This is a genomic window from Singulisphaera rosea (assembly GCF_054877945.1).
Map to the genome: position 1 here is coordinate 250,389 of NZ_JBTYIP020000010.1, position 14,897 is coordinate 265,285.

At 66.2% G+C, this 14,897-nt stretch carries 13 protein-coding genes; 5 read left to right on the forward strand and 8 right to left on the reverse strand.

Annotation, left to right across the window (positions count from 1 at the left end; genetic code table 11):
• Positions 1-48: 48 nt before the first annotated feature.
• The 4 genes from ACYOEI_RS18980 to ACYOEI_RS18995 form a co-directional block, all read right to left on the reverse strand.
• Positions 49-1,056: a thiamine pyrophosphate-dependent dehydrogenase E1 component subunit alpha gene (locus ACYOEI_RS18980; protein WP_462851116.1), complete on the reverse strand. Its 1,008-nt coding sequence runs from the start codon at positions 1,054-1,056 to the stop codon at positions 49-51.
• Positions 1,057-1,250: 194 nt separating this feature from the next.
• Positions 1,251-2,330 (reverse strand): 2-oxo acid dehydrogenase subunit E2, encoded by a 1,080-nt coding sequence (locus ACYOEI_RS18985; protein ID WP_462851117.1) that lies wholly within the window; start codon positions 2,328-2,330, stop codon positions 1,251-1,253.
• Positions 2,330-3,250: a class II fructose-bisphosphate aldolase gene (locus ACYOEI_RS18990; RefSeq protein WP_462851118.1), complete on the reverse strand. Its 921-nt coding sequence runs from the start codon at positions 3,248-3,250 to the stop codon at positions 2,330-2,332. The genes ACYOEI_RS18985 and ACYOEI_RS18990 overlap by 1 nt, the downstream gene beginning before the upstream one ends.
• Entirely contained in the window at positions 3,240-4,061 is an 822-nt protein-coding gene (locus tag ACYOEI_RS18995; RefSeq protein WP_462851119.1) for a DeoR/GlpR family DNA-binding transcription regulator, read from the reverse strand. Before ACYOEI_RS18995 ends, ACYOEI_RS18990 begins: the two co-directional genes overlap by 11 nt.
• A 352-nt stretch (positions 4,062-4,413) precedes the next feature.
• On the opposite strand from ACYOEI_RS18995, the gene ACYOEI_RS19000 reads away from it, so the two are divergent.
• Both ACYOEI_RS19000 and ACYOEI_RS19005 read left to right on the forward strand, forming a co-directional pair.
• Complete coding sequence (locus ACYOEI_RS19000; protein ID WP_462851120.1) at positions 4,414-8,061, forward strand: protein kinase domain-containing protein; 3,648 nt, start codon at positions 4,414-4,416, stop codon at positions 8,059-8,061.
• Between the two features lie 208 nt (positions 8,062-8,269).
• Positions 8,270-8,629: an STAS domain-containing protein gene (locus tag ACYOEI_RS19005; RefSeq protein ID WP_462851121.1), complete on the forward strand. Its 360-nt coding sequence runs from the start codon at positions 8,270-8,272 to the stop codon at positions 8,627-8,629.
• 33 nt (positions 8,630-8,662) lie between these two features.
• Here the strand turns inward: ACYOEI_RS19005 and ACYOEI_RS19010 are convergent, their stop codons facing one another.
• Both ACYOEI_RS19010 and ACYOEI_RS19015 read right to left on the reverse strand, forming a co-directional pair.
• Positions 8,663-9,814, reverse strand: coding sequence for a glycosyltransferase family 4 protein (locus ACYOEI_RS19010; RefSeq protein ID WP_462851122.1), 1,152 nt, complete (start codon positions 9,812-9,814; stop codon positions 8,663-8,665).
• A 21-nt stretch (positions 9,815-9,835) separates the two neighbouring features.
• The gene (locus ACYOEI_RS19015) at positions 9,836-10,087 is read right to left on the reverse strand and encodes a zinc ribbon domain-containing protein (protein WP_462851123.1); all 252 of its coding nucleotides are present in this window, start codon (positions 10,085-10,087) and stop codon (positions 9,836-9,838) included.
• Between the two features lie 320 nt (positions 10,088-10,407).
• On the opposite strand from ACYOEI_RS19015, the gene rpsL reads away from it, so the two are divergent.
• The 3 genes from rpsL (at position 10,408) to fusA (ending at position 13,773) form a co-directional block, all read left to right on the forward strand.
• On the forward strand, positions 10,408-10,803 hold the full coding sequence (gene rpsL / locus ACYOEI_RS19020) for a 30S ribosomal protein S12 (protein ID WP_462851124.1): 396 nt from the start codon (positions 10,408-10,410) through the stop codon (positions 10,801-10,803).
• A gap of 142 nt (positions 10,804-10,945) precedes the next feature.
• The gene (rpsG, locus tag ACYOEI_RS19025) at positions 10,946-11,419 is read left to right on the forward strand and encodes a 30S ribosomal protein S7 (protein ID WP_462851125.1); all 474 of its coding nucleotides are present in this window, start codon (positions 10,946-10,948) and stop codon (positions 11,417-11,419) included.
• Between the two features lie 245 nt (positions 11,420-11,664).
• A complete protein-coding gene (gene fusA / locus ACYOEI_RS19030) occupies positions 11,665-13,773 on the forward strand; it encodes an elongation factor G (RefSeq protein ID WP_462851126.1) in 2,109 nt (702 codons plus the stop codon).
• 180 nt (positions 13,774-13,953) lie between these two features.
• On the opposite strand, the gene ACYOEI_RS19035 is transcribed toward fusA, so the two are convergent.
• Together ACYOEI_RS19035 and ACYOEI_RS19040 are read right to left on the reverse strand one after the other, a co-directional pair.
• Complete coding sequence (locus ACYOEI_RS19035; RefSeq protein WP_462851127.1) at positions 13,954-14,184, reverse strand: hypothetical protein; 231 nt, start codon at positions 14,182-14,184, stop codon at positions 13,954-13,956.
• Positions 14,185-14,330: 146 nt separating this feature from the next.
• Entirely contained in the window at positions 14,331-14,882 is a 552-nt protein-coding gene (locus ACYOEI_RS19040; protein ID WP_462851128.1) for a hypothetical protein, read from the reverse strand.
• Positions 14,883-14,897 lie beyond the last annotated feature (15 nt).

Consider the following 14,897-nt stretch of genomic DNA (forward strand, 5'->3'; position numbering starts at 1 on the left):
GGTTTCAAGACAGGCACCGGTCTCGATCACCCCGTCGACCGGCACACGTCAAGCAAAAACATCCGTCGTCAAGTCGTCGAGTGTCGGCAACGCCTCCGAGCGGGCCGCCTCGACGGCGGCCTGGAACCGAGCGACGATGGCGTCTCGCATGCCGTCGAGCGTGGCCTGGTCGGCGATTTTCTGCTGGACGAGGAGCCGTCCCAGCACGTCGATCGGGTCGCGGGCGAACCACTCGTCGCGCTCGGACTGGGGCTGGTAGTGGCAGGCGTCGCGGCGTGAGTGGCCGGTGCGTCGGTAGGTCAGGAGCTCGAGGAGGATCGGGCCACGCCCACTTCGGCAGTCTTCCACGGCTGTCTTGGCCGCCTCGTAGACGGCGAGGACGTCATTGCCGTCGACGGTCCGCCCGGGGATCCCGTAAGAGGCCGCGCGGTCGGCGATCCGAGGGTTCCGCATCACGCGGTCGACGCGGGTCGAGGCGCCGTAGTGGTTGTTCTCGCAGACGAAGACGACGGGTAGGTCCCAGATCGCCGCGAGGTTGACCCCTTCGTGAAACGCCCCCTCGGCGATCGCCCCGTCGCCGAAGAAGCAGGCGACGACGTTCGGCTCCTTCCGCATCTTGAACGCCAGGGCCATCCCCGAGGCAAGCGGCACGCCCCCGGCCACGATCGCGATGCCGGGGACCATCCCCTTGGCCATATTCCCGACGTGCATCGAGCCGCCCTTGCCCCGGCAGCATCCGCTGGAGGCGCCGTAGAGCTCGAACAGGAGCTCCTCGATCGTGAGACCCTGGGCCAACGCGTGGCCATGTCCTCGGAATGTCGACGTGATGAAGTCGCCCGGCACGAGCGCCGAGCAGACCCCGACCGCCGTCGCCTCCTGCCCCTGGCACTGGTGGATCGTGCCCGGCATCGACCCTTCGAGGAAGAGGAACTTGACCCCATCCTCGAACTCCCGGATCAGGAGCATCTTGCCATATAAGCCCAGGAGGAACTCAGGGGCGTAGCGGCCCGCCAGATCGGGTGCTATCCCGTCGATCGCAGTCGTCGACGTCGTCATCCCAAATGCCTCCACCCACTAACCGGCCTACGAGGGTCTTCGAAATCCGGCTATTTCTTCAAAGCCGGGTTTCTGCCACGGTCACCGCCTACCCACAGCCTATCCCGGGACCCGGCGTCCGGGCCCCTCGACGCAGTCCTCGCCTTCCGCACCAGAAACCCGACTTCTCCGAAGAAATCGGGTTTCTGGATCGTTCAAAACGACTCGAGCTCCTCGACGATCGCCCCGAGGAACCCGGCCGCGTACTTGCCGTTGACGACGCGGTGGTCGACCGAGAGCGTGAGCGTGACCCGAGACTGGACCGCGACCCGGCCGTCGACGACCACGGCCGTTTGCAGGACCTTGCCGACCGCGAGGATCGCCGATTCGGGCGGGTTGATGATCGCGACGAAGGACTCGACGTTCGACCCACCCAGGTTCGAAACGGTGAGGGCGGCCGGTTGCAAGACTCGGGCCCGAGGGTCGCCCGATCGGAGCCGCGCGACCCCCGCGCGGATCTCGTCGGAGACCACCTCGAGCGACTTCCCGGCAGGTCGACCCACGACGACCGTGAAGAGTTCATCGTCCAGGTCGACGGCCACCGCGACACCACCATCCCCTTGCGGGACCAGGCGGTCGTCTTCGTAACGGTAGCCCATCCGGCCGAACCGCTCCAGGGCCTTGCCGACCGCCACGACGAAGAACGCATCCCAGGCGAACTTCCGGCCCGCCTCTGCGGCCGAGGCCCGGAGCGCGACCATCGGCTCGGCGTTCGCGGAGCTCTGCAGCGCGAAGTGGGGGACCGTCTGCGTGCTCTCCCTCATCCGACGCACCAACGTCCGGTGCGGTACGCTGAGCGGAACGGCTCCCCGCGTCGGCGACGCCACTCGTCCCCCGGCGCGAGCGGCTCGGTTCCTGGCGAAGAACGAGACGCGGCCCCTTGTCGATACCGTCACGGGCCTTGTCCCTAGATTCGAGGTCGTTCCACTCGCCAGGCCCCCGACCGGCGCAGGAGGGGCAGGGGGCGGACCTTCGCCCCCGCGAGCGACGCTCGCGTCCTCGACCTCGAAGTGGGCGATGACCTCGCCGACGTCGGCCTGGCCGCCGGCGGGGACGGCGACCGACCGCAAGATGCCTGTGACGACCGACTCGACCTCCATGACCGCCTTGTCGGTCTCGACCTCCACGAGCGGCTCGCCCCGGCGGACGGCCCGGCCGACCTCGACCAGCCAGCGGATGACGGTGACAGCCGAGGCATTTGTTGATAGGTCGGGCAGCCGCATCGCGACGTCCATCAGCGGCCCCCCTTCGGCCGATCGGCCTTCCCGACGGATCCGAGCCAGTCGATGCGTTCGAGCACGGCGTCTCGGACGGCCAGGCGGCCCGCGACCATCACGTCCTCGTCGCCACCGATCCCGAGCCGACGGTGGGGATCGACATCCTCCCCGGCCGGACGGTCGCGGAGGGCCTCGGCGATTGCACGGAGGTAGCGCTGCTTGAGGTAGGTCCCGTAGTTGACCTTGGCCACGCCGATCGCGATCGCCTCGCGGAGCGACGAGGCCGAGATCCCGGTCCCGCCGTGGAGGACCAGGGGCACCGCGACCTTCTTCCGAATCGCCTCGAGCCGGGCGAGGTCGAGACTTCGCTCGCCGTCGACAAGAATATGAACATTTCCGACGCTCACCGCGAGCAGGTCGGCGCCGGTCGCCTCGACGAAGGCGGCGGCCGCTTCCGGGTCGGTCGGCTCGCCGCCGCTCGGCTCGCCCCCCGAGGCGCCGCAGGGGAGCTCGCCGAGCTCGGCCTCGACGGCGACGCCACGCTCGTGGGCGAAACGGACGAGTTCGGTCACCCGCCGCGACCAGTCTCCGGGGGCTGCCTTAGGGTCGGCGGGCATCACGAGGTTGAAGCCGGCGAGGACCGCCTCGCGGACCCATTCGTCGCGAGGACATTCGTTGAAGATCAGGCCACAAGGGACCGTCGCCGACTCGGCCGCGGCCTTGCCGAGCGCCGCGTACCAGGAGAGCCGCTCCCGCGCCTTTCGATCAGGCCCACTGAGAAAGTCTCCGTTGAACCCGATGATCATCGGCGACCGCGCGGCTTCGGCGGCGTCGATCACCCCCTGGAGCGACTCGAGGTTCCAGCTCTCGAAGTACCCGACGGCATAGCCTCCGGCCAACGCGTGGCCCAGGAGGTTCCCGATCGCCTCAAGGGGCATGTCCCACCTCCATCCCCTTCGGGGGTCGCCCTCGGGCGACTTCGGCGACATGAACCTTCTTGCCGGCCCACTCGAGGTGCCGAAGCTCGGAGGCCGGGGCGTCGGAGTCGGTCACCACCGCGTGGACCTGGGACACGTCCAGGACCTTGCAGAGCGCCCGCTGCCCGAACTTGGTGTGGTCGACCAGGAGGACCAGCTCCGAGCAACGCCTGGCGACGGCCTGCTTAACTCGGATGGTCGCGATCGCCGACTCGAACGTCCCTTCCGAAGGGACAAACCCCTTGGTCGAGACGAAGGCGAGATCGACGAAGAACCGGTCCGCCGCCTCCTCGCCCGACGGCCCGACGAAGGCGCCGCTGGCCGGGTCGTACTGGCCCCCAATCCCGATGATCGTGTTCGGGCCCCCGCGTCCGAGCTCCAGGCAGGCCAGGGCCGAGTTCGTGACGACCGTGATCCCCTGGACCCGACGGGCCAGGAGCTTCGCCAGCTCGAGGCAGGTCGTTCCCGGATCGAGGAAAATCGTCTGCCCGGGCGAGATCAGCTCGAGCGCCTTCGCCGCAATCGCACGTTTCTGGGGGACGTTGTCCGAGAGCCGCGTGCCGAGCTCGGTCTCAAAATCCCCCGCGCCGGCCGTCGCCCGCTGCACCCCGCCCAGTGTCTTGACCACGCCCCCTCGGCTCGCCAAGCGGTCGACCTCGCGCCGGACCGTCATCGTCGAGACGCCCAGGCGCTCGGCGAGGTCCTGATAGCTGCACGCCCCGTGGCGCTCCAGCTCCTCGAGGATGATCTCCTGGCGGTCCGACGACGCCATGCGCACGACCTCAGAAGCAAAGGCAAAGACCCCAGCCATTGTTCGCGGGCCTCATCCTAGCCGTGATAATCCAGCACAGCCAAGACTCTTCTGTGAAAAAATCTCAAAATCATGCCCAATCCCGAGAATTCTTCCCACTCGAAGTGAGAAAACGTCGCCGACTCTCCCCTGACGGATGTGCCTCGACCTGGATGGGTTCCTTGCTCGGCTCATGCTGTCCCCAAGAACGAACGGAGGGCAATCCCTAAGATTTTCGAGGATTTTGCGGCAGGTGAACCTCCTTTCCGGCCTTTGTTCTATGAGAGGATCAGATTCTCGTTCGGTCGATCAGGGATTCGGAGGTTCGTTCTTGATGGACTCCCCGCTTACGACACACCCCAGCGACGAGGCTTTGCGTGCGTACGGGACTGGCCGACTCGACGATTCCTCCTCGGCGCGCATCGAGGCGCACCTCGAAGGATGCCCCTCGTGCCGAGGCAGGGTGGCGCGGCTGGCGCCTGACAGTTTCCTGGACCGACTCCGAAACGCCAGGATCGCCCCCGACACGCACTCCCCTGGCCTTACCGGCCCGGCTGAGGTCCGGCCGACCACTCCTCCCGTCGAAACAGGGCAGGCCGCCCTGGAGGAGCTGCCGCCGGGCCTCGCCGAACATCCGGACTATAAGGTCCTCCGTGAGCTCGGCCGAGGAGGCATGGGGGTGGTCTACCTCGCTCACAACCACATGTTGGGGCGTGACGAGGTGCTCAAGGTCATGAGCCGGCGGGTCGTCGAACACCCGAAGGTGCTCGACCGCTTCCTCCGCGAGATCCGGGCCATCGCCAAGCTCCGGCACCCGAACATCGTCACGGCCTACTCCGCATTTCGGCTCGACGCGTGCGTCATTCTGGCGATGGAGTACATCGACGGCCTCGACCTATCCAGGATGGTCAAGGCCAAGGGCCCGATGCCCGTGGCACATGCCTGCCATTTCATCTCGCAGGCGGCCGACGGCCTTGAGCACGCGAACGAGATGGGCCTCGTCCATCGCGACATCAAGCCAGGAAACCTGATGCTCTCGCGATCGGGAGCCAAAGCCACGGTCAAGGTCCTGGACTTCGGCCTCGTGAAGGCGACACGCGATGAGAAAGTCGACGGGGGATTGACGTCGGAAGGTCAGGCGCTCGGGACGCCCGACTTCATCGCCCCCGAGCAGATCCTCGACGCCCAAACGGCGGACATTCGGTCCGACATCTACAGCCTCGGCGGCACCCTCTTCTTCCTCCTGGCCGGCCACCCGCCCTTTCGGGCGAAGTCCCTCTACGACGTCTACCAGGCCCACATCTCGCGAGATGCCGACCCCCTGAACTTCATCCGCCCCGAAGTTCCCTCCGAGCTCGCCGCCCTCGTCGCCAAGATGATGGCCAAGGACCCCGATCGCCGGTTCCAGGCCCCGGGAGAGGTCGCCCGGGCGCTCACGCCGTTCTTCAAGAAAGCAAGCTTCGCGTCCAGGGAACCGCGGGTGAAAGCCTCAAGCGACGGCCAGAGTTTCGCGAATCAGCCGAGTACCGAGGACGTGACAGGAGCGGCTCCGCCCTCGGCCAAACCGGCGGAGGTGAGGCCCCAAATCAAGGGCTCATTAGGGCCGCCAACAACCGGAAGTCCCTGGGAGAGCCTGATCGATTTTAAAGAATCCGAGAGCTCGATACGGGTGGCACCGGCCGCCCCCCCGGCTCGTCGACCCCCGTGGACCCGGCCGGCGTTGGCCGCTGGAGTCATCCTGTTTGCCTCCCTCGCGGCGTGGTGGGTCGGCCCATTCTCGCTCAAGACGGCGGACGGATGGATCGTGCTGGACGAGGTCCCGAAGGGCGCGACGATCTTCGTCGACGGCGACAAGATCAACGTCAGGTGGCCCGGGATCGGGGTGCCGTTGGAGATCCGGGCCGTCCCGGGCCAGCGCAGAGTCGAAGTCAAGAAGGACGGGTTCAAGGTGTTCGGGCAGGTGGTGACCGTCGCGTCCGACGGCTCGGAGGAACTCAAGGTTCGGCTCGAACCCCTCGTTGAGAAGGCATCGAGGGAGGCTCCCAAGCCCTCGCCACCGGTTACGGCTTTGGCCCCGGCCTCTTCACGTACCCTCGAGCTCGTCGCTTTGGAGTCGATGACGCTCAAGGGGCATGGCGACCGCGCCAAGGAGTCGACCTTCAGCCCGGACGGCAGTCGGATCGTCTCTGCGAGCTGGGACAGCACCGCGAAGGTCTGGGACGCCCTCACCGGACAGGAGATCTTAACATTCAAGGGGCATTCGCAGAGGGTCAACGGCGTGGCCTTCAGCCCAGACGGGCGAGAGGCCGTTTCCACGAGCGGCGACCACACGGCGAAGATCTGGGACGCCGCCACGGGACAGGAAAGGCTCACACTCAAGGGGCATCGGGATAACCTTATCGGTGTGGCCTTCAGCCCGGATGGCCGAAAAGTCGCAACCGCGTCCAATGACCTCACCGCGAAGGTCTGGGACACCGCCACGGGTCGGGAACTCCTTTCGCTCGAGGGGCATGCGCTGGGTCTCGCCGATGTGGCCTTCAGCCCGGACGGCCAAAAAATCGCAACCGCTGGCGGCGACAAGACGGTCAAGATTTGGGACGCCGCCACGGGGCTGCTGAGGCAGACGCTCGAGGGACATGCGAAGGAGGTGCGGAGCGTGTCCTTCAGCCCGGAGGGTCGCCGGATCGTCTCCGCCAGTTGGGACGGCCTCGTCAAAGTTTGGGACCTCGCGACGGGCCGGGCGGCCCTCGAGCTCAATGGGAACGCCGATCAAGTCGGCGGCGCAGTCTTCAGTCCGGACGGCCGACGGATCGCCTCCGCGCACTGGAATAAAACGGTGAAGCTCTGGGATGCCGAGACGGGCCAGCCGCTCCTCACCCTCGAAGGTCATACAGACGCGGTCATCTGCGTCGCTTTCAGCCCGGACGGTCGCCGAATCGCCTCGGCGAGCGGTGATGGCACGGTGAAGGTCTGGGAGCTAACAACAAGGCAACTGCCCGCCACACCCACCGCCGCCCAGGGGCTCGACGGCCAATTCACACCACTGTTCAACGGCAAGGACCTAACCGGTTGGTGGTTGGAATCCCCGCGCGAATGGCGGGTCACAGACGACGGCAGGCTCGTCGTCGCTTCGCTCCAGGCGGACTCCCATCTCACGGCCATCTTGAACACGCATCGCAGGGATTTCAAGAATTACCGCCTTCGCTTCGAGGCCCTGAATGTCGACGGCATTCGCAAAGCGGTCTTCTTCCGCTTCTTGCGGACCGAGACGTACAACAGTTACATCGCCTCGTTCGGAGGGACGAAGCACCCTCAGGAGGGATACGAGGAACCCGTCGGAAGTCTCCGCGTCTTCGTCGACCAGGACCCGGGGAGTCGTGTCGACTTTTGGGACGTCAAGGCCAAGCCCGTGCCCGTCCCGATCCACGAGTGGCAGACGATGGAGATCACGGCGATCAAGAACCGCATCACCACGAGCGTGGATGGGCAGGTCGTCGCCGAGTTTACGGACGAACGCGGAGGTCTCGGGGCCGGTGCAATCCGCTTCGTTTGCCCTGCAGGCGCCTCGACCGAATTGAAAGACATACGGATCCAGGAGCTTTCCGATTCCGGAGAGCCCGTCACACGGGAGGACGCACCGGCGGCCGAGATCGGCACCCCCGAGATCGTGAAAGCGACACCAGCGGCCCGCGCCGCCTCGCAGCCCGATCGCCGCCGAATCTGGGTTGTGAAGAAAGATCACTGGTTCGAGAATCAGGAAGGCAATCGGTGGCGGGAGAACGGCGAGGGAGGGACCGTGTTCCACTGGGTCGAGATCGGCAGGAACGAGCAGTTCGTCGAGCTCTACGACGGGAGCCGGGGAGGAGGGGGTTATCTCCGTCTGGCGGAAGGCCAGGGGCAAATCCGCTGGACGGAACGTCGCGAGGCGTTTCGGCACTTCAGGACGGGGACTTGGGCCGCGAACGCCCCGAGCTCGAGATGAGATCGCCCCGGACGGCTAACGCCCGAAGGACCTCGGCCCCGCTCGAAGCGTCGAATCGACGGAGGCTCGGTCGCGCCGAACCATCGGCCGGATCAGGAAACGCCAAGGACCAGAGCATGATGGACCAAGACACGCAAATCATTTAAGATCGCAAGCGAACAACTGTGGTGTGGTCTCCAACGCGTCCGGCCCGACTGGAGCGGTTCCAATGCCACTGGTCTCCCCCCAGCATCTTCGCGTCCAGCAGATCGGTTTCACCCAGATCGTCAGCTTTGCCAAGCCCTACCTCCAGACGGAGGACGAGATCCAGAAGGCGGGCCTGGAGCTCGTCGGGCTCGTGGAAGACAAGACTCATGCCAAGGTCCTGCTGAGCTTCGACGGCGTCCGGTTCATCTCCAGCTCGGTGCTGGCCCACGTGGTCCGGCTCCAGAAGAAGCTCACGAAGACGAAGGGGAAGCTGCGGCTCTGCTCGCTGACGCCGCAACTCCAGGATATCCTCCGGGCCAGCCAGCTCGACAAGTTGCTCGAGGTGTATCCCAACGAGAAGGCGGCCCTCGCCGACTTCTGACCTGGACACTACAAACTCCAGCGGAGCCTCGGCTCAGCGAGGGGCGGCCAGGGCGGCGACGAGGCGGTCGTTGGCGGCTTTCCAGCGGAAGCGTTCGGCGATCTCGCGGCCGAGCGCGACGCGTCGGGCACGTTCCTCGGAGCTGTCGAGGAGGGATCGGAGGGCGGCGAGGAGGGAGTCTTCGTCCTCGGGGTTGAAGTACCAGGCGGCGTCACCGCCGACTTCGGGGAGCGCGGTCGAGTCGGCGAGGGCCGCCGGGATCCCCTGCGCCATCGCCTCGACGGCCGGGATGCCGAAGCTCTCGCAGAGCGACGGGAAGACGAGCGCCGAGGCCTCGGCGTAGGCCGCGCGCAAGGCCCGCCCTTGGCGATAGCCGGGCATCACGAGCAGGGCCCGAGGCCCCGCCGGCGCGAGCGCCTCGCGGAGCGCCTGGGACTCGGCCGCGGAGCCTTCGCCCAGGAGGACGAGGGCAAGCTCACCCGCGGCCACCTCGGGCAGCCTCGACGCGGCCCGGACCAGCCGCACCAGGTTCTTCCTCGGCTGGAAATTGGCGACGGAGAGCAGATACGGGACCTTCGGCGGCAGCCCCAGGTCGTTGCGGATCGAGGAACGCTCCGGCTCGGTCGCCGGCTCGTAGAACAGGTCCTCGGCGCCGTTGGGGACGTAGGCCACCTTCGTCCGGAGCTCGGGGAAGGCGTCGAGGAGCCGGTCGGTGTTGAACTGCGAGACCGACAGGACGAGGTCGGCCTTCCCGAAGGTCTGCGCGAGCCTCGGCCGATACTTGGGGTGGGTCCGGAGGTTCTGGAGGACGTCGTGGCTGGTCACGGCCCGGCGTGCCCGACGGGTGGGGATCTCGTACTCGGCCGGGCAGTAGACCCAGTCGACCTCGCCCGACCACCACTCGACCGGCGGCCAGGGCTTCATCCGCCACCACCGCAAGGCATCGCGGGTGCGGAGCGGGAGCTGCCGCCTCGGGAGCTCGCCCAGGCTCTCCCAGAACATCAGTCCGTCGGGCTCGGTGATCCTTCCCGAGACCACGTTCAGGGCGACGTCGGGCCGGCGATCCAGCCGCTCGAGCTGGGCGAGGGCGTGGCGGGTCACTCCCGTCGGCCCCCGGCAACTGTCCATGTCGTAGACGAGGGCGACTCGCATCGCGTGCGTCAACGGAGCCGATTCAACCGACATGGACTCGCCCCAAGACCCGGCTCACCACCCGAGGGCCCACCGCAGGGCCACCGCGAGGCTGAGCAGAAACCCGACCACGAACCACCACGGGCGCCGAGGACGGCCCTGGGCGTCGTCCTCCAGGGAGAGGTAGAGGCCGCAGTGGGGACAACGCTCGGCGTCCTCGTAGACCGAGTCGCCGCAGTGAGGGCAGGGGACCGTCTCGTCCGAGTCGTCATCCCCGTCGTCGGAGCGGCCGGACTCGTCGTCGAAATCGTCGTCCCGGTGAAACACGCCGGCTCCCTCCAGCCCGTTTTCCTTTGCCGACGGGTGACGGAGATGGTAGGCCAGGGGAGACTCGCCTGTCAATTCGATCGCCGGGCCCACTCACCCTTCCCCATCCTCACGGTCGTCCCTCGCGAACAACCGAAGAGTTCGACTTGACAAGGTTGAACGGCACGGTAGACTACGAGCTTCGGCGTTGTCCGTCTGGCGGTGCGCCCGTGCGCGGCGTTTCGGCCTCGGACCCGTTTTGCGAGCGCTCGCACGCCATCCCGCGACAGGATCGACCCCGGCCAGTAGGGATTGGCCGGGGGGAATGGAACTATCGACTCATGCCCACGATCAACCAGCTCGTCCGTAAACCGCGCCGCCCGGTGACGTACAAGACCAAGTCGCCGGTGCTCGAAGGCTGCGCGTTCAAGCGCGGGGTCTGCCTCCAGGTCAAGACGATGACGCCCAAGAAGCCGAACTCGGCGCTCCGTAAGGTGGCGAGGGTGCGGCTGTCGAACGGTAAGGAAATCACGGCCTATATCCCGGGTGAAGGCCACAACCTGCAGGAACACTCGATCGTCCTGATCCGCGGCGGCCGCGTCCGCGACCTCCCGGGTGTCCGCTACCACATCGTCCGCGGCGTGCTCGACAGCCTCGGCGTGGCCGACCGTAAGCAGGCCCGCTCGAAGTACGGGGCCTCCTCCAAGGCCGCGGCACCGGCCAAGAAGAAGAAGTAAGACAAGACCCGCGCCGAACGCGGATAAGACCCGATACCGAAACCGACCGTCGCCCACGCGAAGGCCCGCAGCGAGGCCGAGGCCGGGCCTTTCGAACTTCGATTCGCGACCCGTACATCGCCATCCCCAGGACGAACGCGTTATGTCCCGCAAGTTCACCGCCAGCAAGTCGCAGCTTCGACCCGACCCCCGCTTCGGCTCGAAGCTGGCCAGCAAGTTCATCAACTGCCTGATGCACGACGGCAAGAAGAGCGTCGCCCAGAAAGTCTTCTACGACGCCATGGAGCTGATCGAGCGCCGGCTCCCCAACGACAACCCGATCGACGTGTTCAGCCGCGCCGTCGAGAACGTCAAGCCGGTCATCGAAGTCCGCTCGAAGCGCGTCGGCGGTGCCACGTATCAGGTCCCGATGCAGGTCAACAAGGTCCGCCAGCAGACCCTGTCGATCCGCTGGCTCCTGATGGCCGCCCGCGAGAAGAAGGGCCGCCCGATGGCCATCAAGCTCGCCGACGAGTTGATCGCCGCCTACAACCGCGACGGCGCCGCCATCACCCGCCGCGAGAACGTCCACCGCATGGCCGACGCCAACAAGGCGTTCGCGCACTTCGCCTGGTGATTGTGACTCCTCGCGGGCCCGAACGCCTCGCTCGGATGCGATGACGATACACACGTGAGGGCCGGCCTCGCCGACCGGGCATCGACCCGGGCCGCGGGGTCGGCCCTTGCGCCATCATCGGCCGAAATCCGCCCTTGTCCCTGACCCGCGCTGCGTCCCAGGCCTCCGGACGTTAAGCTAGACGGCGAAGCGCCCCAACCCCTGCCGACCGACCCTCCACCCCGTGACCACACGGACGGCCACCCATGGACAGCAGCGACCCAGCGTCTTTGAATTCGCTCCGTAATATCGGCATCATTGCGCATATTGATGCCGGCAAGACGACGACGACCGAGCGAATCCTCTACTACACCGGCGAGATCCACCGGATGGGGGACGTGGACAAGGGGTCCACGACCACCGACTACCTCGAGGAGGAGCGGGAGCGGGGGATCACGATCGTCGCGGCGGCGATCACGTGCCAGTGGAAGGACGTGACGATCAACATCATCGACACGCCGGGGCACGTCGACTTCACCGCCGAGGTCGAGCGTTCGCTCCGCGTCCTCGACGGTGCGGTCGTCATCTTCTCGGCGGTCGAAGGGGTCGAGGCGCAGAGCGAGACGGTCTGGCGGCAGGCGACGAAGTACCACGTCCCTCGGCTCTGCTTCATCAACAAGATGGACCGGATCGGCGCCGAGTTCGAGCGGGTCTTCGGCGAGATCGAGGAGCGGCTCGAGAGCCACCCGATCCCCGTCCAGATCCCGATCGGCGCCGGGCCCGAAGGGACGATGGGCGAGTTCAAGGGGCTCATCGACCTGATCGCGATGAAGGCCCTGCATTTCAAGACCGAGGACCTCGGCTCGACCTTCACCGAGGACGAGATCCCCGAGGAACTCCTCCCCGACGCCGAACTCTGGCGCGAGCGGATGCTCAACGCCCTGGCCGACTTCGACGAGGCGTTCACCGAGATCTTCATGGCCCACCTCGAGGGGGGCGAGCTCCCCGAGTCCGAGATCATCGCGGCCTTGCGGCGGGCGACCCTCACCGGCCGGGCCCAGCCGGTCCTCTGCGGCTCGAGCTTCAAGTACGTCGGCGTCCAGCGCCTCCTCGACGCGGTCTCCGCCTACCTGCCGAGCCCGCTCGACAAGCCCGCGGTCGTCGGCCACCACCCCAAAAAAGGGACCGAGGTCGTCCGCAAGCCGAGCCCCAGCGAGCCTTTCTGCGGGCTCGTCTTCAAGATCACCAACGACCAGCACGGCGACCTCTCGTTCGTCCGGGTCTACTCGGGCGAGCTCAAGGCCGGGAGCCGGGTCTACAACCCTGGCCGCGACAAGAAAGAGAACTGCTCGAGGCTTTATCATATTCGCGCCGACGAACGTGAGAAGGTCGAGGAGGCGAAGACCGGCGACATCGTCGGGGTCGTCGGCCTCAAGGAGTCGGTGACCGGCGACACGCTCTGCGACGCCTCGCACCCGATCCTGCTCGAGAAGATCGAGTTCCCCGAGACGGTCATCAGCATGTCGATCGAGCCCGTCAGCTCGGCCGACAAGGGGAAGCTCGCCGACACCCTCGCCGCGCTCGCGCGCGAAGACCCGACTTTCTACTACAAGGTCAACGAAGAAACGGGCCAGACCCTGATCTCGGGCATGGGCGAGCTGCACCTCGAGATCCTCAAGAATCGGATGACCCGCGACTTCAAGCTGAAGGTCCACGTCGGCCGCCCTCGCGTCAGCTACCGCGAGACGATCAAGAAGGCGGTCAAGCGCGTGCAGGGGACCTGCATCCGCCAGACCGGCGGCTCGGGCCTCTACGCCAAGGTCACGATCGACCTCGAGCCCGAGGCGCAGCCCAAGGGGGCGCCGGTGCTCGCGTTCGTGAACAAGCTCAAGGGGGGGGTGATCCCCTCCGAGTTCATCGCGCCGATCGAGGCCGGCCTCCGCGAAGAGGCGAAGTCGGGGGGCCGCACCGGGTTCCCCCTCGTCGACCTCAAGGTCACGCTCACCGACGGCGACTACCACGACGTCGACAGCAACGAGCTCGCCTACCGCTTCGCCGCCGCCGACGCCTTGCGCAAGGCGGTCCAGGAGGCGGGCGCCGTGCTGCTCGAGCCGATCATGAAGCTCGAGGTCGTGACCCCCGAAGACTACCTCGGCAACGTCACCGCCGACCTCTCCAGCCGCCGCTCCCTGATCGACAAGACCTACACCCGCGGCAAGCTGATGGTCGTCGAGGCCCGCGCCCCGCTCGAGAAAATGTTCGGCTACTCCACCGCCGTCCGCAGCCTGAGCCAGGGCCGCGCGAGCTACTCCATGGAACCCCTCGAGTACGCCGCCGCCCCCGACAGCATGCTCGAGAGCCTCGCCGGGGGCTGACCACTTCCAATCAGGTCAGGCCCCATAGGGACGACCCCTCACGATCGATCCCGGATGGCTCTCGACCAATGGTCGGGAACCATCCGAGGATCATTGACGCGTTTGGATTTGTCCACAGATCTAAACGTCCGCCGAGGACTCAGCTCGATCGAGCAAGTCAGGTGCCACAAGGGGCTATCTTCAAGATCCGTCCCCTCGACCGATGCGGGAACCGACCATCGCACCGATGATCGGCGGGGCCAAGAAGAAAGGGAAGGCTCCGATCATCACGTCCCCGAAGGGGGCATCCACGCCGAACATCCACACGACCAGGGCCACGGGTATCGGGAAAACCCAGGTCACAATCGCCGTACCGCAGCCAATCACCGCACCTCGGCCAGCATAGGTCTTCGGAGGCGAGAATAACAACATCCGCTTCTCCTCATACGACCTTGGATATTTACAGGCGAGACCGCATGGTACCATCAGCCGTCAAGATCTCACCGTATTGGCCAATGCCCCTACACACAGGTCGTCCGAGATAACGTCTCTGGCGTGATTATCGATTTCAAGAACACTCATGACGACTTCGTCTTCGCGACCGGGCCGGCCTTTCTCGGCTTGAATGCGTCGAAGAACTTCCGGACATGCTTCGGCGAAGTCCCAGGCCGGAGCGAGAAGACTCGGACCTGATAATATCGCTGATCGGCATACAAGATCAGCATAGCAATCTTGGACGGGTCGGCACCTGGCCGGAGGGGTGCCTCGACCATGAGCTCGCGCGCGTGCCAACCCTCGACGACCTTCGCCTTATCGCTCACGATCTTCGTCTTCTTCGCGATCGAATCCCGCCCTGCGCCGAGGGCCCCCTCGAGCTTTTCGTCCGGGATTTCGACGGGAAGCTTGCTCTCCTCGATTCTATAGAGACACTCGTCGACGACGCAGGAGTATTCGAGAACATTCAACGGACCAAATTGCGACTGCTGTACCACCGCCTTCTCGACCGGCTTGGCCGGCATCGCGAACGAGAACGTGTCGTCCTTCGAGGTCGCCTCGACCCATTTCGGACCACCGCCCTTCGCCTGCGAAGTTACGAGAACGGCCAGGAGCAGCAGGTTTGTCGTCATCATCAGACCTCTCGATTG

Excerpts from the sequence above, each read along its gene's own strand:
- ACYOEI_RS19005 (WP_462851121.1), top strand. The coding sequence starts at position 8,270 with ATGCCACTGGTCTCCCCCCAGCATCTTCGCGTCCAGCAGATCGGTTTC.
- ACYOEI_RS18985 (WP_462851117.1), bottom strand. The coding sequence starts at position 2,330 with ATGGACGTCGCGATGCGGCTGCCCGACCTATCAACAAATGCCTCGGCT.
- ACYOEI_RS18990 (WP_462851118.1), bottom strand. The coding sequence starts at position 3,250 with ATGCCCCTTGAGGCGATCGGGAACCTCCTGGGCCACGCGTTGGCCGGA.
- ACYOEI_RS19040 (WP_462851128.1), bottom strand. The coding sequence starts at position 14,882 with ATGATGACGACAAACCTGCTGCTCCTGGCCGTTCTCGTAACTTCGCAG.
- rpsG (WP_462851125.1), top strand. The coding sequence starts at position 10,946 with ATGTCCCGCAAGTTCACCGCCAGCAAGTCGCAGCTTCGACCCGACCCC.
- rpsL (WP_462851124.1), top strand. The coding sequence starts at position 10,408 with ATGCCCACGATCAACCAGCTCGTCCGTAAACCGCGCCGCCCGGTGACG.
- ACYOEI_RS19010 (WP_462851122.1), bottom strand. The coding sequence starts at position 9,814 with ATGTCGGTTGAATCGGCTCCGTTGACGCACGCGATGCGAGTCGCCCTC.
- ACYOEI_RS19000 (WP_462851120.1), top strand. The coding sequence starts at position 4,414 with ATGGACTCCCCGCTTACGACACACCCCAGCGACGAGGCTTTGCGTGCG.
- ACYOEI_RS19035 (WP_462851127.1), bottom strand. The coding sequence starts at position 14,184 with ATGTTGTTATTCTCGCCTCCGAAGACCTATGCTGGCCGAGGTGCGGTG.
- ACYOEI_RS18980 (WP_462851116.1), bottom strand. The coding sequence starts at position 1,056 with ATGACGACGTCGACGACTGCGATCGACGGGATAGCACCCGATCTGGCG.
- ACYOEI_RS18995 (WP_462851119.1), bottom strand. The coding sequence starts at position 4,061 with ATGGCGTCGTCGGACCGCCAGGAGATCATCCTCGAGGAGCTGGAGCGC.
- fusA (WP_462851126.1), top strand. The coding sequence starts at position 11,665 with ATGGACAGCAGCGACCCAGCGTCTTTGAATTCGCTCCGTAATATCGGC.